Origin of the sequence: Kitasatospora sp. NPDC088264 (assembly GCF_040685715.1) — a bacterium.
GTDB lineage: Bacteria > Actinomycetota > Actinomycetes > Streptomycetales > Streptomycetaceae > Kitasatospora.
In genome coordinates this window covers 24,842-45,901 of the sequence record NZ_JBFBIR010000062.1, presented here as the reverse complement: position 1 = coordinate 45,901, position 21,060 = coordinate 24,842, and the positions used below count along the sequence as shown (strand labels likewise).

At 75.5% G+C, this 21,060-nt stretch carries 20 protein-coding genes; 9 read left to right on the top strand and 11 right to left on the bottom strand.

The window, feature by feature from the left end; genetic code table 11:
- Window positions 1-230 precede the first annotated feature (230 nt).
- Together AB0O82_RS32150 and AB0O82_RS32145 are read right to left on the bottom strand one after the other, a co-directional pair.
- Window positions 231-662, bottom strand: coding sequence for a hypothetical protein (locus tag AB0O82_RS32150; protein WP_063350641.1), 432 nt, complete (start codon window positions 660-662; stop codon window positions 231-233).
- 91 nt (window positions 663-753) lie between these two features.
- Window positions 754-1,491: a sigma 54 modulation/S30EA ribosomal C-terminal domain-containing protein gene (locus tag AB0O82_RS32145; RefSeq protein WP_363587506.1), complete on the bottom strand. Its 738-nt coding sequence runs from the start codon at window positions 1,489-1,491 to the stop codon at window positions 754-756.
- 340 nt (window positions 1,492-1,831) lie between these two features.
- Here AB0O82_RS32145 and AB0O82_RS32140 point away from each other — a divergent pair, with 340 nt between their 5' ends.
- Window positions 1,832-4,357 (top strand): cytochrome P450, encoded by a 2,526-nt coding sequence (locus tag AB0O82_RS32140; RefSeq protein ID WP_363587504.1) that lies wholly within the window; start codon window positions 1,832-1,834, stop codon window positions 4,355-4,357.
- A 7-nt stretch (window positions 4,358-4,364) separates the two neighbouring features.
- Here the strand turns inward: AB0O82_RS32140 and AB0O82_RS32135 are convergent, their stop codons facing one another.
- The 5 genes from AB0O82_RS32135 to AB0O82_RS32115 form a co-directional block, all read right to left on the bottom strand.
- Complete coding sequence (locus tag AB0O82_RS32135; RefSeq protein WP_159398578.1) at window positions 4,365-4,508, bottom strand: DUF6126 family protein; 144 nt, start codon at window positions 4,506-4,508, stop codon at window positions 4,365-4,367.
- A gap of 107 nt (window positions 4,509-4,615) precedes the next feature.
- Window positions 4,616-4,960 carry a metalloregulator ArsR/SmtB family transcription factor gene (locus tag AB0O82_RS32130; RefSeq protein WP_363587502.1) on the bottom strand — a complete coding sequence of 115 codons (345 nt, stop codon included), beginning with the start codon at window positions 4,958-4,960 and terminating at the stop codon, window positions 4,616-4,618.
- 257 nt (window positions 4,961-5,217) lie between these two features.
- Window positions 5,218-5,688, bottom strand: a complete 471-nt coding sequence (locus tag AB0O82_RS32125; protein WP_363587500.1) for a hypothetical protein — start codon at window positions 5,686-5,688, stop codon at window positions 5,218-5,220.
- A 344-nt stretch (window positions 5,689-6,032) separates the two neighbouring features.
- The gene (locus AB0O82_RS32120; protein ID WP_363587498.1) at window positions 6,033-7,046 is read right to left on the bottom strand and encodes a glycoside hydrolase family 3 N-terminal domain-containing protein; all 1,014 of its coding nucleotides are present in this window, start codon (window positions 7,044-7,046) and stop codon (window positions 6,033-6,035) included.
- A 371-nt stretch (window positions 7,047-7,417) separates the two neighbouring features.
- Entirely contained in the window at window positions 7,418-8,938 is a 1,521-nt protein-coding gene (locus AB0O82_RS32115; protein WP_363587496.1) for a PLP-dependent aminotransferase family protein, read from the bottom strand.
- Window positions 8,939-8,966: 28 nt separating this feature from the next.
- Here AB0O82_RS32115 and AB0O82_RS32110 point away from each other — a divergent pair, with 28 nt between their 5' ends.
- The gene (locus AB0O82_RS32110) at window positions 8,967-9,842 is read left to right on the top strand and encodes an L-histidine N(alpha)-methyltransferase (RefSeq protein WP_363587494.1); all 876 of its coding nucleotides are present in this window, start codon (window positions 8,967-8,969) and stop codon (window positions 9,840-9,842) included.
- Between the two features lie 39 nt (window positions 9,843-9,881).
- Here AB0O82_RS32110 and AB0O82_RS32105 read toward each other — a convergent pair whose 3' ends face one another.
- The gene (locus AB0O82_RS32105; RefSeq protein ID WP_363587492.1) at window positions 9,882-10,385 is read right to left on the bottom strand and encodes a MarR family transcriptional regulator; all 504 of its coding nucleotides are present in this window, start codon (window positions 10,383-10,385) and stop codon (window positions 9,882-9,884) included.
- Window positions 10,386-10,526: 141 nt separating this feature from the next.
- On the opposite strand from AB0O82_RS32105, the gene AB0O82_RS32100 reads away from it, so the two are divergent.
- The 4 genes from AB0O82_RS32100 to AB0O82_RS32085 all read left to right on the top strand — a co-directional run bounded on the left by AB0O82_RS32100 (window position 10,527) and on the right by AB0O82_RS32085 (window position 14,855).
- Complete coding sequence (locus AB0O82_RS32100) at window positions 10,527-11,450, top strand: EamA family transporter (protein WP_363587490.1); 924 nt, start codon at window positions 10,527-10,529, stop codon at window positions 11,448-11,450.
- 87 nt (window positions 11,451-11,537) lie between these two features.
- Entirely contained in the window at window positions 11,538-12,179 is a 642-nt protein-coding gene (locus tag AB0O82_RS32095; protein ID WP_363587488.1) for an NAD(P)H-binding protein, read from the top strand.
- A gap of 100 nt (window positions 12,180-12,279) precedes the next feature.
- Window positions 12,280-13,914, top strand: a complete 1,635-nt coding sequence (locus AB0O82_RS32090; RefSeq protein WP_363587486.1) for an alpha/beta hydrolase — start codon at window positions 12,280-12,282, stop codon at window positions 13,912-13,914.
- A 242-nt stretch (window positions 13,915-14,156) separates the two neighbouring features.
- Window positions 14,157-14,855: a DUF6585 family protein gene (locus AB0O82_RS32085; protein ID WP_363587484.1), complete on the top strand. Its 699-nt coding sequence runs from the start codon at window positions 14,157-14,159 to the stop codon at window positions 14,853-14,855.
- 34 nt (window positions 14,856-14,889) lie between these two features.
- Here AB0O82_RS32085 and AB0O82_RS32080 read toward each other — a convergent pair whose 3' ends face one another.
- Together AB0O82_RS32080 and AB0O82_RS32075 are read right to left on the bottom strand one after the other, a co-directional pair.
- Window positions 14,890-15,186: a hypothetical protein gene (locus AB0O82_RS32080; RefSeq protein ID WP_363587482.1), complete on the bottom strand. Its 297-nt coding sequence runs from the start codon at window positions 15,184-15,186 to the stop codon at window positions 14,890-14,892.
- A 21-nt stretch (window positions 15,187-15,207) separates the two neighbouring features.
- Entirely contained in the window at window positions 15,208-15,591 is a 384-nt protein-coding gene (locus AB0O82_RS32075) for a hypothetical protein (RefSeq protein ID WP_363587480.1), read from the bottom strand.
- Between the two features lie 673 nt (window positions 15,592-16,264).
- On the opposite strand from AB0O82_RS32075, the gene AB0O82_RS32070 reads away from it, so the two are divergent.
- Window positions 16,265-17,728 (top strand): lytic murein transglycosylase, encoded by a 1,464-nt coding sequence (locus AB0O82_RS32070; protein WP_363587478.1) that lies wholly within the window; start codon window positions 16,265-16,267, stop codon window positions 17,726-17,728.
- A 111-nt stretch (window positions 17,729-17,839) separates the two neighbouring features.
- On the opposite strand, the gene AB0O82_RS32065 is transcribed toward AB0O82_RS32070, so the two are convergent.
- Window positions 17,840-18,373: a MarR family transcriptional regulator gene (locus AB0O82_RS32065; RefSeq protein ID WP_363587476.1), complete on the bottom strand. Its 534-nt coding sequence runs from the start codon at window positions 18,371-18,373 to the stop codon at window positions 17,840-17,842.
- A gap of 95 nt (window positions 18,374-18,468) precedes the next feature.
- Here AB0O82_RS32065 and AB0O82_RS32060 point away from each other — a divergent pair, with 95 nt between their 5' ends.
- Both AB0O82_RS32060 and AB0O82_RS32055 read left to right on the top strand, forming a co-directional pair.
- Entirely contained in the window at window positions 18,469-19,395 is a 927-nt protein-coding gene (locus AB0O82_RS32060; RefSeq protein ID WP_363587474.1) for an ABC transporter ATP-binding protein, read from the top strand.
- Window positions 19,392-21,053 (top strand): ABC transporter permease, encoded by a 1,662-nt coding sequence (locus AB0O82_RS32055; protein WP_363587472.1) that lies wholly within the window; start codon window positions 19,392-19,394, stop codon window positions 21,051-21,053. The genes AB0O82_RS32060 and AB0O82_RS32055 overlap by 4 nt, the downstream gene beginning before the upstream one ends.
- Window positions 21,054-21,060: the final 7 nt, after the last annotated feature.

Sequence of the window (21,060 nt, the reverse complement as noted above, 5' to 3'; positions counted from 1 at the left end):
TCGGGCAGCGCCCTCGGCAGGTGCAGCCAGCTGCGCCCCACGGCCGTCCGCCCGGGCGAGGGGCACATGATCCGCGACTGCGGCTCCTGGAGTCCCGGGGCCTGGGCTCAGACGGCCGTGAAGGAAATGCTAGGGCGTGCCACGGGGCCCTGAACAGAGTCCTGAACTGGCCAATTCCCGCCCAGGACATGCCAGCTGGGGCAGCTGACCGACGTTCCGTCAACCACCGGTCAGGCCGCCGCCCGCACCGGGGCCTGCTGCGCCGCCGCCCGGCCGCCGGCGCAGCCGCCGTGCAGTCGGGCCAGCCCGGCGGCCAGCCCCGCCCGATCCCCGGCGAGCCACAGGCGCAGCGCGGCGGACAGTGCGGCGCTGGCCGGTCCGCTCGACGGGCCGCCGGTCCGCGCGATCCGCTCGCCCAGCAGCGGCAGCAGGTCCGCGATCGGGGCGGGCAGCCAGAGGGTCAGGGCGCAGGGGGCGGGCCGGGCCAGGACGCGCCGCAGCGGCAGCGCGGAGGCGTCGTCGTGCAGCGCGGGGATGACCTCCAGCAGGCCGTCGACCACCACCTCGGAGACGTCCCCGCCGTGGCCGCGCGCGAGGGCCCGCAGCAGCGCGCGTTCGGCGGCGGTGATCCGGACGGTCAGCATGACCTCGTCGCAGTCCATGGTCCCGGTTCCCCTGTCGTGGAAGTCGTGGCGGTCGTGGCGGTCGTGGCCATCGAGGCCGATGGGCCCGCCCCGGTGGTTCTCCTGCCCGTCAACGAGGCTCCGCTACCGGCGTTATCAGGCCGTAGTGGCCGTCGTAGCGGCGGTAGAGCACCCGGGCGCGGCCGTCGCCGGGGTCGGCGTAGCAGACGAACGGGCCGCCGGTCAGCCAGAGCCGCCGGGCCGCCTCGGTGAGGTCGAGCGGGCCCGCCGGGTCGGCGCCCGTGGACCGGCCCGCCCCGGGCGCGCCGCTGAGCGGGCAGCGGTCGACCAGCGCGTCCCGGCCGGTCGCGGCGTCCGCGAAGAGGTGGAACGGCCGGTCCAGCGCGAGCAGTTCGCGGGTGGCCTGCTCGGGGGTGCGGCGGGCGAGGACGACCTCCTTGCGCCGGGCGATCCGCCGTTCGGCGAGCGGTCGGGCGGCGTACTGCGGGCGGTAAGCGCTCTCGTGGGCGGCGGCGAATCCGATGTCGCCCTGCTCGCGCAGCCGGCCGGCCCGGCCGGCGAGGGTGCCCAGGGCGACGTCGACGGCCTCACGGGCGGTGACGGCGGCGAGTTGCACCCGGACCGGGCCGACGCCGGCCAGGTCGGCGTCGGCCTGCGCGAGGGCGGGCCGGGTCATGGCCCGGTCGCGCACGCGGGTGAGCCTGATGCGCAGCACGCGGGTTCCGGGGCCGAGCCCGGCCGCCGTGTCCAGTGCCTGCGCCCGGGCGTACTCGGCGTCCTCGCGCGGCAGCTCGCCGCGGATCTCCACCCGGACGTCGATGGCGGGCCGGTGGCGCAGACTGGTCATCAGGGTCCTCCTTCTCCCCGACCATGCTGGCCCTCGGGCGGCCAGGCGGCGAGGGTCCAAAGACCCTGCGCGAGGGGCCCGGCCCGGATCTTTCCGGTGGGGCCTTCACCGCAGGTCAGCAGCACGTTCCGGGGCGGTCGGAGCCACTGCGGATGATCGACCGTTGGAGTGATCCGCCCGCGTTCGGCGCAACGCCCGTCGGACCGGCGCGTTTGCCATGACGTGCGCCCCTCCAGCCGGGGCACGCGCGGATCCGCGCGAGCCGGCCCCCCACCTCCCGGCCGGCCCGTCGGGGCCCCCGGTATCGTCCGCACCGGCTCCTCTGATGAGAGGTACTGACATGACCCTGCTGACCGAGACGCGGCAACGGGACCTCCCCCCGAGAACCGCACCGACCGCACCCCGCACCACCCGTGCGGCCGTCCCCCCGCTCGCCCCCGGCGCGGTCCCCGGCCTCGGCCACGCGGCCGCCCTGCTCCGCGACCCGCTCGGATTCCTCGGCTCGCTCTCCCGGCACGGCGGCGTCGTCCGGATCCGGCTCGGGCCGCGCACCGTCTGCGTGGTCACCGACGCCCCGCTCGTCCACACCCTGCTCGTCGCCCTCGCCTACGACTGCCCGCGCGGCGCCGTCCAGGACACCCTCAAGACGGCGTTCGGCGACGGCCTGCTGATGTCCGAGGGCCAGGCCCACCGCGACCGCCGCCGGATCATCCAACCCGCCTTCGGGCCGGACCGAATGGCCGAGTACGTCGCCGTGATGCACCAGGTCACCGAGGAGCGGGCCGGGCGCTGGCACCCCGGGCAAGTCCTCGACGTGGCCAAGGAGATGAACCACCTCGCGCTGGAGATCGTCACCCGCTCGCTGTTCGACGCCCGGCTGAGCGAGGACGCCACCCTGGCCTTCCACCAGGCCCTGCCGGACCTGGTGAAGGGCCAGATCGTCCAGTCCCTCTACCCGCACCCGGCGCTCGCCCGGCTGCCGTTGCCCGTCAACCGGCGCTTCGACGCCGCCGTCCGGGTGCTCAACCGAGTCGTCGACCAGGCCGTCAGGCCGACGGGCACCCGGTCCGCCGAGCGGGGCGGCACCCTGCCCGCCCTGCTGCGTGCCGCCACCGACCCGGGCACCGGCCGGCCACTCACCGAGGCGGACGTCCGGTCCGAGGCGATCACCATGTTCGGCGCCGGCACCGAGACCGTCTCCACCACGCTGACCTGGCTCCTCGACGAACTCCTGCGCCACCCCGAGGTGGAGGCCCGGGTGCTCGCCGAACTCGACGAGCACCTGCCCGCCGGCGCCGCCCCCACCCCCGAGGCGCTCGCCAGGCTCACCTACACCCGCAGCGTCACCCAGGAGGTGGTGCGGCTGCACGCGCCCAACGCCTTCCTGATGCGCACCGCCCAGGTGCCGGTGGACCTCGGCCCGTACCGGATCCCGGCCGGCACCGAACTGCTCTACAGCCTCACCGCGCTGCACCGCGACCCGGACCGCTACCCGGACCCGCTGCGCTTCCGCCCGGATCGCTGGCAGTCGGGCGGGGCCGGACGGCACTCCTTCCTCCCGTTCGGGGCCGGCAAGCACAAGTGCATCGGGGAGGCCTTCGCCTGGGCCGAGCTGACGGTCGCGGCGGCCGCGATCCTGCGCCGCTGGCGACCGGTGGCCGTCCCCGACTCCCGGGCCCGGGAGGTGGTGTGGACGACGGTCCAGGCGCACGGGCTGCGCGTGCGGCTGGCCCCGCGCGGCGCCCGGGTGCCCCGCCCGGACAGCCCGCCGGACGACCGGGCGGGGGACGACCGGGTGCCGGACGACCAGGTGGGGGACGACGGGGTGGGGGACGACGAGGTGGGCGTCGAGGCCCCGCCGGCGGCCCGCTGCCCGGTGAGCATCCCCGACCCGGCCCCCGCCGCGCCCCAACTCCCGCAGCGGTCCGGCGAACTGCGCACCGCCGCGGCCCGGCACGCCGCCTGGGTGGTCGGCCGCAACCTCCTCACCCCGCCCGAGATGACCCGCTACGGGGCCTACGCCCTGCACGAGTTGATCGGCCACGCCTTCCCCCGCGCCCACGGCGCCAACCTCGACCTGCTGGTGGACATGCTGGGCTGGTTCACCATCCTCGACGACCGCTTCGACGGCCCGCCGGGACGCCGCCCCGCCGAAGCCCGCGACGTCGTCGACCCGCTCATCGACGCCCTGCGCCGCACCGGGGCCGATCGGACGGGCGCCTCCGCGCCGGTCGGCGAGGGCCCGGCACCGCGCTCGGGCGACCACCTGCTCCGCGCCTGGCACGACCTGTGGAGCCGCCAGGCGCAGGGCATGTCGCTCAACTGGCGCGTCCGGGCCGCCCGGGAATGGCAGGCCTGTCTGGAGACCTTCCCCGCCGAGGCCGAACACCGCGCCCACGGCACGGTCCCCGCCCTCGGACTGCCCGAGACCATGCGGCTGCGCCGCCACGGCAGCTGCCTCTACCCGTTCATGAACATACTGGAACGGGTCCACGGCGCCGACGCCCCCGCCGCCCTCCACGCGGAGCCCGCACTGCACCGGCTGCGCGCCAACACCGCCGACGCCGCCACGCTGATCAACGACCTGTACTCACTGGAGCGGGAGGAACGCCAGAGCGCGGCCGCCTTCAACACCGTCCTCACCCTGCAACGGATCCGCGGCTGCACCCGCAGCCGGGCCGTCGGCGCCGTCCGCTCCCGGGTCGCCCGGCTGCGGCGGGAGAACGAAGCCCTGCGCAGCGACCTGCGCCGCCGCCACCCGGCCGGGCGCTGGTACCTGGACGGCACCCGGGAGCTCATCGAGGGCGTCCAGGCCTGGACCAGCACCAGCGACCGCTACCTCGTGAAGGACGGCCCTCGGACGTAGGAGGTGCCTACTTGCGGCCGCCGAGCGCGAACAGCAGCAACACGAAGCCGGCGAACAGGTGCGTGGCGAAGATGTAGATGCCGGCCCGGATGAGCATGGCCTTGCGTCGGCGCTTCTCCTCGCGCGTGCCGTCGCTCGTGCTCTCGCTCATGGCGGGGGTTCTCCTCGGGTCGGCCGGCCGGGTCGGGCGCGGGTTCAACGGGCTGGCCGGGCTCTCCGGGCTCCTCGGGTTCAGCCGGCCCGAGGGCCTCGGCGGGCTCAATGGTGCGGCCGGCCGCCGGGCTCGCGCAGTTCGGTGAGCAGCGCGCCCTGGTCGGTGATCAGCTCGGTCAGGATCCGGCGCGCGGCCCGCAGCAGCTCGGCCACGTCCGGGGTGCTGAGCGCGTACACCACGGTGTTGCCCTCGCGGGTGGCGGCGACCAGCTGGGTACGGCGCAGCACCGCGAGCTGCTGGGAGAGGTTGGAGGGCTCGACCTCGATCTCGGCCAGCAGCTCGCGCACCGGCCGGGGCCCGTCCTGGAGCAGTTCCAGCACCCGGATCCGGACCGGGTGGCCGAGGGTGCGGAAGAACTCCGCCTTGGCCTGGTACAGCGGGACGGGCATCGTCGGCGCCCCTCCCTCGGGTACGGCTCGCTGGGCGTGCGGCCGCGCCCTCAACGGCGGCCGGCAAGCATCATCGCCACAGATGAAGGTTTCTTCAAGTCGTCACAGTGGGCGCCCGGCCGTCGCCTGGCGGTCGCCCGGCCCGCCGGGGCCGCCCCCGAGTGGTCCACGTCACATCCGGAGGGCGTGCGGGAACGCCGGAAGCCGAGCCCGGGACGCTGCCAACTCCCGGACTCGGCGGCCATGGTGAGGTTCCGTCAGCAGCCTACAGGTACATCCACCTCGACCGGGGCCGGACCCCGCGAGATCGACTCGACGGAGAAGGTCGCGTGAAGGACCGAACCGCACGGCACGGTGACGCTGATGCCGTCGACCCGCACGGTGGCGGTCGTGAACACGGCGCGCACGCTCGCCGAGCCGAGCGACTCGCCGCCGACCACCCCGGCCGACAGGCGGGTGAGCAGCTCCTGCGGCTTCGGCGGCCACGGGGTGTCCGGGGTGGGCGGACCGGCCAGGCCGATCTGCCCGTAGAGCACGACACTGCCGCCGGTGACCTCGGCGCAGACCTTGGTCGACAGCCCGGCCTGGAGACCGTTGTAGCCGCAGGTCGTCACCGTGGCGACGGTCCCGGCCGCGCCGCCGGCCGACGCGGCGAGCGCCGGCGCCGGCGCCGCGAGCAGGGCGACGGCACCGGCCGCGCCCGAGGCGATCCGGGTGATGCGGTTCATTGTCTTCTCCTTCGGAGGGTACGAGGAACGATCAGAACAGGCGAGGTCACATGTGACATTTCACATGTGCCATGACGGTACTTTGCCATGCGATTCCCATGCCACGACCGGGATTCTGCCTTCGAAGTGCCGAGCCGACCGAAACCAGACCTTCGATGGCGTAATCCCACCCCGGAGGGTCGGGATCCGCGCACCTGCCACGGCCGGTCTGCCCGGCGCCCGGCGCGGGGCGGTCGCCCGCCTCGCAGGCGTCGGCCTGGGGACGGCCCGCACGGCGCCCGCGCCCACGGGCGGGCCACTGTCGGCCACCGCCGGCCGACCACCGCCGGTCGGCCGCCGCCGGCTCAGTCCAGAGAGGCCCGCAGGGCGTCGACCCGGGTGACGGCGTCCGCGAAGGCCGCGCGGTCGAGACGGCCGGAGTCCAGGGCGTCGGCGAGGGCCGTGGTGGCGTCCTCGGCCTGCTGCGGGTCGCGGGCGGAGCAGAGGATCAGGTCCATCCCGGCCTCGGCGGCAGCGACCGCACGGGAGCCCGCGCCGCCGTACGAGGCGAGGGCCTCGGCCTCCAGGGCATCGGTGACCGTGACGCCCTGGAAGCCCAGGCGTCCGCGCAGCTCGCCCTGGACCACGGCGGGCGACATCCCGGCCGGGCGGTCCGGGTCGAGCGCCGGGTAGACCGCCCAGGAGGCCATCACCAGCCCGACACCCGCCGCGATGGCCGCCCGATAGGGCTCCTCGCCGCGGGCGCGCAGCTCGTCCAGCGGCACGGACAGGGTGACGGGGCGGTCATCGGTGTTCTCGCCGTTGGCGGCCGAGCCCAGCCCGGGGAAGTGCTTGGCGGTGGCGGCCACGCCCAGGCCCTGCTGGGCGGCGAGGAAGGCGCTGCCCAACTCGCCTACACCGGCCGGGTCCTGACCGTAGGAGCGCTCATGGCGGTCGATGAAGTTGCCCGGGGTGTCGTAGACGTCCAGCACCGGCGCGAGGTTCACGTTGAGCCCCGCGTCCGCGAGCGTCCCGGCGGCGCCGACACCGGCTCGGCCCGCCGCGCCGAGCGGGTCGGGGTCCGATCCGGTCCGGCGGGCGGAGAGTTCGGGCGCGCCGGGCAGGCGGCGCACCTTGCCGCCCTCCTGGTCGGTCATCAGCAGCAGTCCCTCGGGCACCGGCGACTGCGCCGCCGCCTCCCGCAACTGACCGACGGCCTCGGCGAGTTGCGCCGGGCTCGTGACATTCTCGGCGAACAGGATGACCCCGGCCGCCCGCCCCTCCCGGATCGTCCGCAGCACGCCCGGCGGCGGTGTCGGACCGGCGTACGAGAGTACGATCCGGCGCCCAGCGAGCTGCCGCGCGTCCTGATCGGCCATCTCCGCCGCCACCGCCCCCTCTCCCGGGGCAACTCCGCGCCCCGGTATCGACTCCGGTATCGACTCCGGTATCGACGCCGGCGCGGACACCGGTGCCGACGCCGGTGCCGACGCCGGTGCGGACGCCGGTGCCGACCCGGCCGGAACCGGCCCGAGCGTGGCCGCCAGCACCACCAGCATCGCGCCGAACTGGACGGTGCGCCGAAGCACGGCCATCACGCCTCCCTGAGGTCGGCAGCGGGATACGGCCCGTCAAGGCACCCACGCCTGTCAAGGCACCCGAGCCCGTCGCCACCATAGCCCGGACCCCGGAGGAGCACACCCGCGCCGGCGCGGACGGGGGACCCGGGCGCCGGACGCCCTCAGCAGCCCTACCGGCGCAGCAACCGCCCCAGGACGGCGACCCCCTCCGCGATCTCCCCCGGCGCACCCGCCGCGTAGCCGAGCACCAGCCCCGGCGGGTACGGCAGGCGCGCGTGCCAGGACAGCGGCTGCACCTTGACGCCCTCGGCGAGCGCCGCCGTGGCCAGTTCGGTGTCCGTACAGCGGGCCCCGGGCGGCAGGGTGAGCATCAGGTGCAGGCCGGCCGCCGCGCCGTGGACGGTGGCGCCGGGGAGGTGGGCGTGAACGGCGGCGATCATCGCGTCCCGTCGTCGGCGGTGGCGGTGGCGCAACAGCCGCAGGTGGCGGTCGAGTTCGCCGGACTCCATCAGCCGGGCCAGCACCAGCTGCGGCAGCACCGGGTTGCCCAGGTCGGCGAACCGCTTGGCCTCCAGGACGGCCTCGCGCAGCCGCGGCGGCACCAGCAGCCAGCCGGTGCGCAGCGCGGGGGCGAGCAGTTTGGAGATGCTGCCCGCGTAGCAGACCTGCTCCGGCAGGGCGGCGCGCAGCGCGGGGACGGGCGGGCGGTCGTAGCGGTGCTCGGCGTCGTAGTCGTCCTCGATGACCAGGCCGCCCTCGCCCGCCCAGCGCAGCAGTTCGCGCCGCCGCTCGCCGCCGAGGACGACCCCGGTCGGGTACTGGTGGGCCGGGGTGAGCAGGACGGCCGGGGCACCGGTGGCGCGCAGCGCGTCGACCCGGACGCCCTCGGCGTCGACCGCGACGGGCGGGGTCGCGGCGAGCCAGTGGGCGAGGTGCTGGCGGGCGCCGAGCGAGCCCGGGTCCTCGACGGCGACCTCGGTGACGCCCACCCGGCCGAGCGCCCGGCCGAGCAGGGCGAGGGCCTGGGCCGTCCCGGCGACGATCAGCACCTCGTCCGGGTCGGCGCGGATGCCCCGGTTGCGGGCCAGCCAGTGGGCGACGGCCTGGCGCAGCGCGGGGGTACCGCGGACGTCTCCGTAGCCGAGGTCCGCGGCGGCGAGGCCGTCGAGGACGGCGCGTTCGGCGCGCAGCCAGGCGGCGCGGGGGAAGGCGGCGAGGTCGGGCACACCGGGGGTGAGGTCGATCCGGGCGGACGTGCCGCGCAGCAGGTCGAACACCTCGGGGTCGGGGTCGGCGTGGAACAGGACAGGCTCCGGCCGGGCGCGCGACGAGGCCGGGGACTTGTCCGACCACGGGGATGTGGCCGACCACGGGGGCGCGGGCGGCGCCGGGGCCGCGACGACGACGGTGCCGCCCCTGCCCCGGCCGGCGATCTGGCCCTCCTCGGCCAGGCGCCGGTAGGCGTCGGTCACCACTCCCCGGGAGACGCCGAGTTCGGCCGCCAGCCCCCGGGTGGCGGGCAGCCGGCTGCCCGTGGGGAGACGGCCGTCGGCGATGGCCTCGCGCAGCCGGCGGGCGAGCCAGCCGGTCAGGCCGCCGGGCGGGGCGTCGGCGGTGTCGAGCTGGAGGAAGTCGGCGCCCGGGTCCGCCTGTTTGGACCTGCCGTCTGGCGCTTCTTTGGACCTGTTCACCGGGCCATTGTGGCGCGAAGGTGGGGCCATGACCACGGAAACGGCATCACTGAACGACCGGCAGGACGCCGCAGGCCCCGGCCCCGGCCACGACTACGCCCCGGGTTACGTCCACGGCTACTCGGAGACCGAGGCGCAACGGCTCGGCGACCAGGCGGACACCCTCGCCGAGCTGCTGCACGCGGGCACCGCGTACCCGGCGGGCAGCCGGGTGCTGGAGGCGGGCTGCGGGGTGGGGGCGCAGACCGCGCACCTGCTGGCCGCCGGCCCCGGCGTGCTGCTGACGGCGGTGGACGTCTCCGCGGACTCGCTGGCGCGGGCCCGGGCCCGGGTGGCGGCCGAGGCGCCCACCGCGCGGGTCACCTGGCACCACGGCGACCTGCACCGACTCGCCTTCCCGGACGGCTCCTTCGACCACGTCTTCGTGTGCTTCGTGCTGGAGCACCTGGCCGACCCGGTGGCCGCGCTGACCGCGCTGCGGCGGGTGCTGCGGCCGGGCGGCACGATCACGGTGATCGAGGGCGACCACGGCTCGGCCTTCTTCCACCCGCAGGGCCCGGCGGCCCGCGACGCGGTCGACCTGCTGGTGCGGCTCCAGGCGGCGGCCGGCGGTGACGCCCTGCTCGGGCGCCGCCTGTACCCGCTCCTGACGGAGGCCGGCTTCCGGGACGTGGCTGTCCGCCCCCGCACCGTCCACGCCGACGGCGCCCGCCCCGCCCTGGTCGAGGGCTTCACCCGGCGCACCTTCGTCGCGATGGTCGAGGCCGTCCGCGCCGAGGCGCTGGCCGCCGGTCTGACCACCCCCGACGCCTTCGACCACGGCATCGCCGAACTGCGCCGCACGGCCGAGCCGGGCGGGACGTTCCACTACACCTTCTTCAAGGCGGTGGCGGTCAACCCGTAGGCCGGTCGGGCGGGGAGGTCCGCCCGCGCGCCCGCCCGCTCACTCCGGGCTGTCGCCGAGGGCGGCCAGGAGGGTGCGCATGGCGTCGACGAGGGTAGCGGTCCCGGGGTCGTCGAGGCCGGCGAGGAGGGCGCGCTCGGTGGCGAGGTGGTCGGGGAGGGCGCGGTCGATCAGGGCGTGGCCCTCGGGGGTGAGCGCGACCACGCGGCTGCGGCCGTCCTGGTCACTCTGGGTGCGGGTGACCAGGCCGCGGGCCTCCAGACGGTCGAGGCGCTGGGTGATGGCGCCGGAGGTGACCATGGCGGACTGCATCAGCCCGGTGGGGGTGAGGCGGTAGGGCGGGCCGCTGCGCTTGAGGGTGGCGAGGACGTCGAAGGAGGCGGCGTCCAGGCCGTGTTCGCCGAAGGTCCGGTTGAGCTCCGCATCCACCAGGCGGTAGAGGCGCTTGAGCCGGCCGAACACCTCCATCGGAGAGACGTCCAGGTCGGGGCGCTCGACGGCCCATTGCGCGACTACTCGGTCCACATGATCTGCATCTGCCACAGGTTCAGGGTAGGGGATCCCGGCGGGATTCCTTAGCGATGAGGTAACTGTGAGCCACGCCACCCCGCCAAAGCGGTGAGAGATGCCTTAGCGCTGAGATACATTTGCTTAGTGCTAAGAAATCGCCTCGGAATCGTGCTGGTGACGGCGACAGCCCCCGCCGTCTGGGGGTCGACGTACATCGTCACCACCGAACTGCTCCCGCCCCACCGTCCACTCCTCGCGGCCGTCCTCCGGGCCCTGCCCGCAGGGCTGCTGCTGATCGCCGTCACCCGCCGGCTGCCGAAGGGCAGCTGGTGGTGGCGCGCGCTGGTCCTCGGCGCGCTGAACATCGGCGCCTTCCTCGCCCTCCTCTTCATAGCCGCCTACCGCCTCCCCGGCGGGGTCGCCGCCACGGTCGGCGCCGTCCAGCCGCTGATCACCGCCGGACTCTCGGCCGCGCTGCTCGGCGACCGGCTCACGCCGCGCACGGTGATCTGCGGCATCGCGGGGATCGCGGGCGTCAGCCTGCTGGTCCTGCGGGCCGACGCCCAACTGGACGCCGTCGGCGTGGCCGCCGCGTTCGCCGGCGCGGTCGTCATGGCCACCGGCGTCGTCCTCTCCAAACGCTGGGTCTCCCCCGCCCCGCTGCTCGCCACCACCGGCTGGCAGCTCACCGCCGGCGGACTGCTGCTGGTGCCGGTCGCACTGTTCGTCGAGGGCGCCCCGCCGTCCCACCTCACCGGCGGCAACCTGCTCGGTTACGGCTACCTCAGCCTGATCGGCGCGGCGCTCACGTACGCGCTCTGGTTCCGCGGGATCCGGGCACTGCCGCCGACCTCGGTCTCCTTCCTCTCGCTGCTCAGCCCGGTGGTCGCCACCGCGATCGGCTGGCTGGCCCTCGGGCAGGACCTCAGCCCGCTCCAGGCGCTCGGCGCACTGATCGTCCTCGGCTCGCTGATCGCGGCCCAGACCCGGCGCCGCCCCGGCACCGCCACGCCCTCGGCGCCCTCCGCGCCCGCCGCCCCGGACGCCCCGGCCGCCCCCGCCTCCGCCTCCGCACCGCCCGTCCGCGAGAACGCCTGACCCCGCCTCGTCTCCGCCGAATCCCCTCCCGCACTCCCCGATCCCCGCCCAGCAGCCGCTGGCACCCACCGCACCAGGAGAACCTCCATGCACATCACCGTGTTCGGCGCCACCGGCAACGTCGGCAGCCGGGTGGTGACCGAGGCACTCGCCCGCCGCCACCGGATCACCGCCGTCCTGCGCGACCCCGCCAAACCGCACGGCCTGCCGGCCGCCGTCGCCCTCGGTGTCGGCGACGCCCGTGACCCCGAGGACGTCGCCCGCCTCGCCGCCGGGCAGGACCTGGTGATCACCGCCACCCGCCCGGCGCCCGGCAGCGAGCACGAGCTGTCCGCCGCCACCCGGGGCCTGCTGGCCGGTCTCGCCGGAACGGGCGCGCGCCTGATGGCCGTCGGCGGCGCGGGCAGCCTCACCCTCCCCGGCCGCGGCGGGACGGCCCTCGCCGACGACCCCGGCTTCCCCGCCGAGCTCCGGCCGATCGCCCGGGCCTGCCGCGAGCAGCTCGACCTCTACCGCGCCGCCGACCCGGACGTCGACTGGACCTACCTGAGCCCCGCCGCCCTGCTCGAACCCGGCGAGCGCACCGGCCGCTTCCGGCTCGGACGGGACGAACTGCTGGTGGACGCCGAGGGCGCCTCGGTGATCTCCATGGAGGACCTCGCCGTCGCCCTGCTCGACGAGGCCGAGCAGCCCGCGCACCGCCGCACCCGCTTCACCGCCGCCTACTGACCTGGGGCGATCCTCCGTGTCCGGGGTGTACCCAGCACCACCCCGGACACGGAACCCCGCATGATCGACCGTCAGGGCGAGCTCGGACAGGATCATTCCCGTGAACACCAACGCATCGAACACCACGGCCTCGCACCCCATCACGCCGAGCACCACCGCGCCGAACACCACCGCCTCGCACACCCCGGCGGCCGGCGCCACCGCCTCCCGCACCCGGCGCGCCGCCCTGGCCGTCGCCGCCGCCGTCCTGGCCGGCCTCGCCGTACCGGCCACCGCCAGCGCCGCCCCGGACGCCGGCCGGAACCCGGGCGACGCCGAGGTCGCCCCCGCCCGCTACACCCACCAGACCCTCGCCTGGCAGCCCTGCGCCAAGCAGCCGGCGCTGGACTGCGCCACCATGACCGCCCCGCGCGACTGGCACCACGCCGACGCCGGCGCCGACGTGACGATCGCCGTCTCCCGGCACCGCGCCGGCGACCCGGCCAAGCGCAAGGGCACGCTGCTGATGGCCGCCGGCGGCCCCGGCGCGTCGGGCCTGCTGCGCCCGGCGAACCTGGCCACGGCCGCCCCGGCCGTCGGCGCCGCGTACGACATCGTGGGCTTCGACCAGCGCGGGGTCGGCGAGAGCACCCGGGCCGTGTGCCAGACGCCGGAGGAGTTCCAGGACTTCCTGGCCGGCGACTTCCGCGACCAGTCCCCGGCGGCGATCGACCGGGTGGTCGCCAACTCCAAGAAGCTGGCCGCCAGTTGCCAGGAGCGCACGGGCGACCTGCTGCCCTACCTGAACACCGAACAGACCGCCCACGACATCGACCTGTTCCGCGGCCTGCTCGGCGAGCAGAAGCTCAGCTACTTCGGCCCCTCCTACGCCTCGATGATCGGGGCCTACTACGGGACGCTCTTCCCGCACCGGGTCGAGCGGATGATCCTGGACAGCAACATCGGCTTCGACGGCACCTGGGAGAAGTTCGAACTGGGCCAGCCGATGAGCTTCCAGCGCCGCTTCGACGAGGACTTCGTGCCGTGGCTGGCGGCCCGCGACGCCACCTACCACTGGGGCTCCACCCCCGAGGATGTGCAGGCGCACTGGGAGCAGCGGCGCGCCGCGCTGCACGACCAGCCCATCGTCGACGGCTCCCTGACGATCGGCCCGAACCAGCTGGACAACGGCGCGATCAGCGCGATCTACGAGCGGGACACCTTCCCCTTCCTCGCCCAGGCCCTGACCGCCGTCGACGACTGGCAGGGGGCCGACCCCGCGGCCAGGACGATGGCCGGGCGGCTGTTCGGCCAGTACCTCAGCCCGGAGTTCCTCGCCGAGTACTTCTCGGTGACCTGCAACGACACCCCGTGGACCAAGGACATGGACACCTGGGTCCAGCGCGGCGCGGAGAACACCGCGCGCTATCCGCTGGCGGGCGCGCGCACGCTGGCCTTCAGCGCGGTCTGCGCGGCCTGGCCGACTGCGCCCGCCCCCAAGGTCAAGGTGACCGGCGCCCACCTGCCGACGGTGCTGATGCTCAACTCGGTGCACGACCCGGCGACGTACTACGAGGCCGCGCTCGGCGCGCACCGCGCGCTGCGCGGCTCCAAGCTGGTGACCGTCACCGGGAGCGGCGACCACGGCCAGTACCCCACCGCCAACTCCTGCGTCACCGACGTCGTCGAGAGCTACCTGCTGGGCGGCCGCGCCCCCGAGCGCGACCTCGTCTGCCCCACCCCGCAGGCGGGTTGAGTGCCCGGCCGCTCGACCGCGGCCGTCGGGGCGCGCGTCGGGTGAGGCACGGCGGGGCGCCGACCGTCACGGGTCGACGCCCCGCCGTGCCGGCGCCCCTCGGGGCGCGTTCGTCCAGCAGGCGGCCCGCGACTGGCCGAAAGACTGCGAAAGCCCGAGCGGGCGGCCGCTGTTGTGCCTCACGTCCCCCGGCTCCGGGGAATACTCCCATGGCCGTAGTCGCCATACACAGGAGCGAGCCCATGGTGAAGGTCGTCGAGACCACGGATACCCAGATCACCGCCGCAGTGGCCGAGCAGGCGCAGCAGGCCGGCCTCGGCCTGCTGCGCCAGTGCTTCCTGGTGCTGACGAAGACACGGCTGTTCGGCAAGCCGCGCGAGGAGGAGAAGCTCCGGGTCTACCACTTCGACCACGGCCTGGTGCACGAGGGCGGGGGCCTGGAGCTCACGGTCTTCCGCTGGGACGAGGTCTCGACCGTGATGCAGGCGACCGTCGCCCACTACTCGCACAACATCTACACCGAAACGGACTTCTCCTACCGGTTCATCCGGGACGACGGGGAGACGTTCACGATCGACGGCAAGTACCGCGACCCCCGGCGCGCCAAGCTCAGCGGCGGGGACAGGGGCACCCAGCTGGGCAGGTGGGCGGAACTGGGCGAGGTCGCCGCGCACTACGTCGCGGCCACCCAGCTGTCCGGGGCCCGGGCCTCGCTGGCGGACGGAGGGGAACTGGCCTTCGGCGACCTGCTGGTCAGCTCGGCCGGTCTGCGCACGGTGAAGCGCGGTCTGGTGCCCTGGTCCGACATCAAGTCGATCAGCGTGGTCAACGGCTACCTGGTGGTCAAGAAGGACGGCAAGTTCCTCTCGCTGTCGAACACCGCGGTCAGCCGGATCCCGAACTACGCGCTCTTCATGATGCTGCTGGGCCGTTCCGGCTGACGCACGGCCGGCCCGGACAGGCCCTGGATCGCCGTCAGGACCGCGAGTCGCTCGCCGCACGCCCCAGCCGCGACCGGAGCCAGGCGAAGGCGGCGGCGAGCCCGGCGAAGCCCCCGACGGCGAGCTTGATGCCGGCCTTGGCGACGATCCAGCCGACCCAGGGGACGCTCCAGCCCAGCCAGTGGAAGACGGCCAGCAGGACGGCGGCGCCGCAGAGGGCGGCGAGCACCGTCACGGCCACGGCGGCGGCCCGCGAGAGCTCTCGCGGGCCGTCGTCCGTCGCGTCCTGCGCCTGGTCGCCCGTCAGCTGCTTCGTGTCCCCATCACCCATGGGGATCATCCTACGGATTCCTCACCGGCGGGCGCGATGGGTGTCGCCGAGGTGCTCGCCGGTCTCGTCGTCGGGAAAGCTGACGGCGAGGGTGACGCGGTACTCGTCCACGTCCTCGCGGTGCCCCGGCACCCGGGCCCAGGCGAGCGAGTGCACCTCGGCCCCGGGGGCCTGCCGGCACCAGGCGGCGGCCTCCTCCAGTACGCGGGCGGCCGAACGCCCGGTGCACACCACCGCGGTGTACGCGGCGACGGCGAGGTCCCCACCGCTGCGGGCGACCCGCGAGACCGCCCGGACGGCGGCCGCGGCCTGGGTCAGGTCGCGGGCCAGGTCGTCGACCGCCCGAGGGGGGGCCGGAAGGACGACCGCTCCCTCGGCGACGGTCTCGGGCAGGTTCGCGCTCACAGTCCGGGCCTCCATCCGCATGGTCACGGGGCACAGCATGCCGGGCGGAGATTCCTGGCATGCCCTTTTCACCAGAACGTCACCCGTCCAGGGGCGAGTTGGGGCCGCCCCCTGGTGTCCGCACGCCCGCCCTGGTAGGGAAGCGCCCGCCCGGCGGCGGACATCCACGCAGGTCAGGAGGGTCGGAGGCGGGCGCCGCCGGGGAGCCCGGAACGACGCGCACGCACCACCCCCGCGCCCCGGACCGCCGGTCCGGGCCCCTGCACGCCCGGCCCACCACCGGCACGCCCTCGGTCAACTCCCTTGGCAGGAAAGGGAGATAACGTCGAAGCTCGACCCGCACAGCCCTCCGGTGCCGCCACCGGGCCCGCGGACGGAACCCGTGGCGGACGCGCACGCACCCCAACTCCCTTACCCGGCCGGGCCGTCGGCCAGCCTGGCCGCGACGCGGATCGAGTCCCGGCCCGAGCCCGAGCGGGCATTCCCCCACCCCTGCTGACCTGCGGTATTCGATGTCGGCGCCGGGCCGCGGCAACCTCCGGCCACCCCTGTCGCGTCAGACCGTCGTGATACTAATCGTTGCGACGGCGGGAGCCGCCGTCCGGCGGCAGGCACGATGACGACGGTTCATCCGTTCCGGCAGGGTCGGGACGGCTACGGGGAGGGGCACGGTATGACGGCGAGGTTCGGCAAGGTGCAGGGCGGGCGCGGGCTGCGGCTCGGCAAGCGGGTCACGGGGACGGCTGCGGCCTTCACCGCACTCGCCGCACTGACGGGCTCCCAGGTGACGGGCTTCGGGCTCGCCCCGGTCGCGGCCGCCGACGCCGTGACGTCGCCGGACGCCTCCGCCTCCCAGCCCGGCGGCAGCCCGACCGGCGGCGCCGGCAGCGCCTTCGGCACCGGCGTCCCGGCCGACGGCGGCGGCACCGTCCAACTGCCGCAGCCGCCCGGCACGGTGCCCGGCGCGCCCGCCGCCGGCCCCTTCGCCGCCACCGGCCCGGCCCTGCCCGCGACCGTGCTCGCCGCCTACCGCCAGGCCGAGGCCTCGGCCGCACAGCGCTCGCCCGGCTGCCACCTGCCGTGGCAACTGCTGGCCGCGATCGGCCAGGTCGAATCCGGCCAGGCCAACGGCGGCCAGGTGGACGCGACGGGGACGACCCTCACCCCGATCCTCGGTCCGGCGCTGGACGGCAACGGCTTCGCCGCGATACCCGACAGCGACGGCGGGCGCTACGACGGCGACGCGCGCTGGGACCGCGCCGTCGGGCCGATGCAGTTCATCCCCTCCACCTGGGCGACCTGGGGCACGGACGCCAACGGCGACGGCAAGGCCGACCCGAACAACATCTTCGACGCCGCCGAGAGCGCCGCCCGCTACCTGTGCGCGGGCGGGCGCGACCTCGCCGACCCGGCGCAGCTCGACCGGGCGATCCTCAGCTACAACAACTCGGGCGAGTACCTGCGGACGGTCCGCAACTGGATGGCGCACTACGGCAGCGGCAGCGTCACCACCGTGCCGAACCGCCCGGCCTCCTCGACCCCGCCGGCCTCGTTGCCCTCCCCGCTCCTGCCCCTCGCGCCGCTGCTGCCGCCGACCGGGACGACTCCTGGCGCCACCCCCGGGACGCCGAGCGCCCCCGGGACCACCCCGCCCCCGGGCGGGCAGCCCTCGCCGAGCGCGCAGCCGACCTCGCCGGCCCCGACGCCGTCCTCCTCCGCGCAGCCGACGACGGACCCGAGCACCACCCCGACGGGCACGCCCGGCACCACACCGCCGTCGACCGCGCCGGCCACGCCGTCCGGCACGCCGTCGACCACTCCGTCGGGCACCCCGTCCTCGACGGCCACCCCGACCGGCACGCCGTCCGGCACCCCCACCACGACGCCGACCACGACGCCGACCGGAACGCCCACCGACTGCCCGAGCCCGACGGCCACGACCACCCCGACGGGCAGCCCGTCCCCGACGGCCACCCCGACCGGCACGCCGTCCGGCACCCCGGCCGCCCCCGGGTGCGCCACGGCGACGCCGACCCCCGGCGGCACTCCCACCCCGGGCGGCACCCCCTCCTCCGCCGCCCCGAGCACGACCCCCAGCGCAGGCCTCTCCCCCTCGGCCGCCCCGCCGACCCGCTGACACCGCCCCATCCGCCGACGGCCCGCACCCCTGGTGCGGGCCTTCCGCGTTCCCCACCCCGCCGCACCAAGCTCCCGAGACCGAGCTCGAGACCGAGAGCTGGACCGAGACCTACGCCGGATCCGACCCGGCCCCGGCCCTGGGCAGCGCCCCCGGACCCAGCGTCGCCCGGTGCACCCGCCACCGCGCGAGCATCCCGTGCAGTTCGTCCACCATGAACGCGAAGAAGGCCGCGCTCTCCGCCAGCCGCTCCCCCGCGACGGTGCCCGCGCCGACGGTGGCCTCGCCCTCCCTGAGCACCCGCACCCAGCGCAGCAGGTACTCGTCGCGCCGGGTCAGCGACTCGAACCAGACGTCGTTCAGCACCCGGTAGCGGTCGCGCCGCGAGCCCGGCTCGCGCTCCTTGGCGGCCAGGCCGATCTGGGTGAGGTAACGCATCCCGCCGGACACCGCGGCCGGGCTGATCCGCAGCCGTTCGGAGAGCTCGGCGGAGGTCAGGACGCCGCTCTCCTCGGCCATCAGGCAGGAGAAGAGCCGGGCCGGCATCCGGCCCATGCCCGCGGCCACCAGCTCGGCCGCGAACCGTTCGACGAAGTCCGACACCGCCTGCTCGTCGCGCTCCTTCTCCGCTTCCCGCTCCACCACGCGCGCCTTCCCCTCTCCGGTGATCAACAACTCGACTGAACTTTAACGCCTTCCCAATATTCACGTTTTTCTGAAACTACGGTAGCTTCAGCAGCATGACGAAGGCAATCGCTCTGACCGGCCTCCGCAAGACCTTCGGCCGGACCACCGCGCTGGACGGCCTCGACCTCACCGTCGAGACCGGCGAGGTGCACGGATTCCTGGGGCCCAACGGCGCCGGGAAGTCCACCGCCATCCGGGTGCTCCTCGGTCTGCTGCGCGCCGACGGCGGCAGCGCCCGGCTGCTCGGCAAGGACCCCTGGCACGACGCCGTCGAACTGCACCGCCGCCTCGCCTACGTCCCCGGCGACGTCGAACTGTGGCCCAACCTCACCGGCGGCGAGGCCATCGACCTGCTCTCCCGGCTGCGCGGCCGGCTCGACCGCCGCCGCCGCGACGAGCTGATCGAGCGCTTCGACCTCGACCCCACCAAGAAGGGCCGCAGCTACTCCAAGGGCAACCGGCAGAAGGTCGCCATCGTCGCCGCGCTCGCCTCCGACGCCGAACTGCTGCTGCTCGACGAGCCGACCTCCGGCCTCGACCCGCTGATGGAGGTGGTCTTCCAGGACGTCGTCCTCCAGGCCCGGCGGCAGGGGCGGACCGTCCTGCTGTCCAGCCACATCCTGGACGAGGTGGAGAAGCTCGGCGACCGGGTCAGCATCATCCGCCACGGCCGGGTGGTGCAGACCGGCAGCCTCGGCGAACTGCGCCACCTCACCCGCACCACGGTCGAGGCCGAGACCCACCGCCCCGTCACCGGGCTGGAGACGCTGGAGGGCGTGCACGCCGTCCGCACCGAGGGCGCCCGGGTGCGCTTCGCCGTGGACGGCGCCCACCTCGACGCCGCCGTCCGCCGCCTCGGCGAGGCCGGGCTGCGCAGCCTGGTCAGCCACCCGCCCACGCTGGAGGAGCTGATGCTGCGCCACTACGGCGACGAGCTGGCCGCCAACGGGCACCCGGTCGACGGCGAGGCCGCCCGATGACCGCCACCACCACCGCGACCAGCGCGCCCGCCACGGCCCCGCGCCCGCCCCGCCCGCGCACCACCCTGGCCGGCACCGCCACGCTGCTCCGCTTCGCCCTGCGCCGTGACCGGCTCCGCCTCCCCGCCTGGGTGCTCGGCCTCGGCCTGCTCACCCTCGCCAGCGCCAACAGCGTGCACACCCTCTACCCGACCGCCGCCGACCGCGCCTCGATCGCCCACGCCTCCGCCGGCCCGGCCGTCCTCGCCATGACCGGCCCCGGGCACTACCTGGCCGACTACACCTGGGGCGCCATGCTCGGCCACCGGCTGCTCGGCCTGCTGGCGGTGCTGGCCGGGCTGATGAGCGTGCTGACCGTCACCCGGCACACCCGGGCCGAGGAGGAGAGCGGGCGGGCCGAGCTGGTCCGCTCCGCCGCCGTCGGCCGGCACGCCCAGCTCGCGGCCGCCCTCGGCGCCGCAGCCGTCGCCGACCTCGCGCTCGGCCTGCTGCTCGCCGCCGGGCTGCCCGCCCTCGGCGTCCCCGGGCTCGACACCGGCGGCGCGCTGCTGTTCGGGGCCGCGACCACCGCCGCCGGACTGCTGTTCGCGGCGGTCGCCGCCGTCGCCGTCCAGGTCACCGCGCACGCCCGGACGGCCTCCGGGCTGGCCCTCGCGGTGCTCGGCGCCGCCTACGCGGTGCGCGCCGCCGGGGACGCCGGGTCGAACGGGCTCTCCTGGGCCTCCCCGATCGGCTGGCTCCAGCGCAGCTACCCCTTCGTGGACGACCGCTGGTGGCCGCTGCTGCCCGCGCTCGCCCTGGCCGCCGTCACCGGGGTGGCCGGCTTCGCGCTGAGCACCCGACGGGACGTGGGCGCCGGGCTGCGCGCCGCCCGCCCGGGGCCGCCCACCGCCCGCCCCGCCCTCGGCACCCCGCTCGGCCTCGCCCTGCGCCTGCACCGCGGCCTGCTGGGCGGCTTCGCGGTCGCGCTGCTGCTGCTCGGCGCGATGTACGGGTCACTGCTGGGCGGCGCCGACGCGATGGTCAAGGACGTCGACCAGCTGAAGGAGGCCCTCGCCCGGCTCGGCGGCCGCTCGCTCACCGACTCCTTCGCCGCGATGACCCTGCTGGTGGTGGCGGTGGTCGGCGCGGTCTACGCGGTGCTGGCGACGCTGCGCCCGCGCGCCGAGGAGAGCGCCGGGCGGGCCGAGCCGGTGCTGGCCACCGGGGTGTCCCGGTCCGGTTGGCTGGGCGGGCACCTGGCGGCGGCGATGCTGGGCTCGACCGCGGTGCTGCTCGCGGCGGGGGTGGGCTTCGGCCTGGCCGGGGCGCTGTCCACCGGTGACGCCGGCGCGTTCCCGCGACTGGTCGGCGCGGCCCTGGCGTTCGCGCCCGCCCAGTGGGTGACGGTGGGGTTCGCCGCCGCCGTGTACGGCTGGCTGCCCCGGGCGACGCAGCTGGCCTGGCTGGTGCCGGCGTACGCGTTCGTGATCGGGTACCTGGGCCCGCTGCTGAAGCTCCCCGCGGGCCTGGACCGGCTCTCCCCGTTCGGGCAGGTGCCCCGGCTCCCGGCGGCCGCCATGGACTGGACGCCGCTCGCGGCGCTCACCCTGGTCGCGGCCGCCCTGATCGCCCTGGCGCTGGCCGGGTTCCGGCGCCGCGACCTCGAAACGCGCTGACTCCCGG

What these genes read in the sequence shown, in the direction of transcription:
- AB0O82_RS32150 (WP_063350641.1), bottom strand. Translation starts at nt 662, where the DNA reads ATGGACTGCGACGAGGTCATGCTGACCGTCCGGATCACCGCCGCCGAA.
- AB0O82_RS32145 (WP_363587506.1), bottom strand. Translation starts at nt 1,491, where the DNA reads ATGACCAGTCTGCGCCACCGGCCCGCCATCGACGTCCGGGTGGAGATC.
- AB0O82_RS32140 (WP_363587504.1), top strand. Translation starts at nt 1,832, where the DNA reads ATGACCCTGCTGACCGAGACGCGGCAACGGGACCTCCCCCCGAGAACC.
- AB0O82_RS32135 (WP_159398578.1), bottom strand. Translation starts at nt 4,508, where the DNA reads ATGAGCGAGAGCACGAGCGACGGCACGCGCGAGGAGAAGCGCCGACGC.
- AB0O82_RS32130 (WP_363587502.1), bottom strand. Translation starts at nt 4,960, where the DNA reads ATGCCCGTCCCGCTGTACCAGGCCAAGGCGGAGTTCTTCCGCACCCTC.
- AB0O82_RS32125 (WP_363587500.1), bottom strand. Translation starts at nt 5,688, where the DNA reads ATGAACCGCATCACCCGGATCGCCTCGGGCGCGGCCGGTGCCGTCGCC.
- AB0O82_RS32120 (WP_363587498.1), bottom strand. Translation starts at nt 7,046, where the DNA reads ATGGCCGATCAGGACGCGCGGCAGCTCGCTGGGCGCCGGATCGTACTC.
- AB0O82_RS32110 (WP_363587494.1), top strand. Translation starts at nt 8,967, where the DNA reads ATGACCACGGAAACGGCATCACTGAACGACCGGCAGGACGCCGCAGGC.
- AB0O82_RS32095 (WP_363587488.1), top strand. Translation starts at nt 11,538, where the DNA reads ATGCACATCACCGTGTTCGGCGCCACCGGCAACGTCGGCAGCCGGGTG.
- AB0O82_RS32085 (WP_363587484.1), top strand. Translation starts at nt 14,157, where the DNA reads ATGGTGAAGGTCGTCGAGACCACGGATACCCAGATCACCGCCGCAGTG.
- AB0O82_RS32080 (WP_363587482.1), bottom strand. Translation starts at nt 15,186, where the DNA reads ATGGGTGATGGGGACACGAAGCAGCTGACGGGCGACCAGGCGCAGGAC.
- AB0O82_RS32070 (WP_363587478.1), top strand. Translation starts at nt 16,265, where the DNA reads ATGACGGCGAGGTTCGGCAAGGTGCAGGGCGGGCGCGGGCTGCGGCTC.
- AB0O82_RS32060 (WP_363587474.1), top strand. Translation starts at nt 18,469, where the DNA reads ATGACGAAGGCAATCGCTCTGACCGGCCTCCGCAAGACCTTCGGCCGG.
- AB0O82_RS32055 (WP_363587472.1), top strand. Translation starts at nt 19,392, where the DNA reads ATGACCGCCACCACCACCGCGACCAGCGCGCCCGCCACGGCCCCGCGC.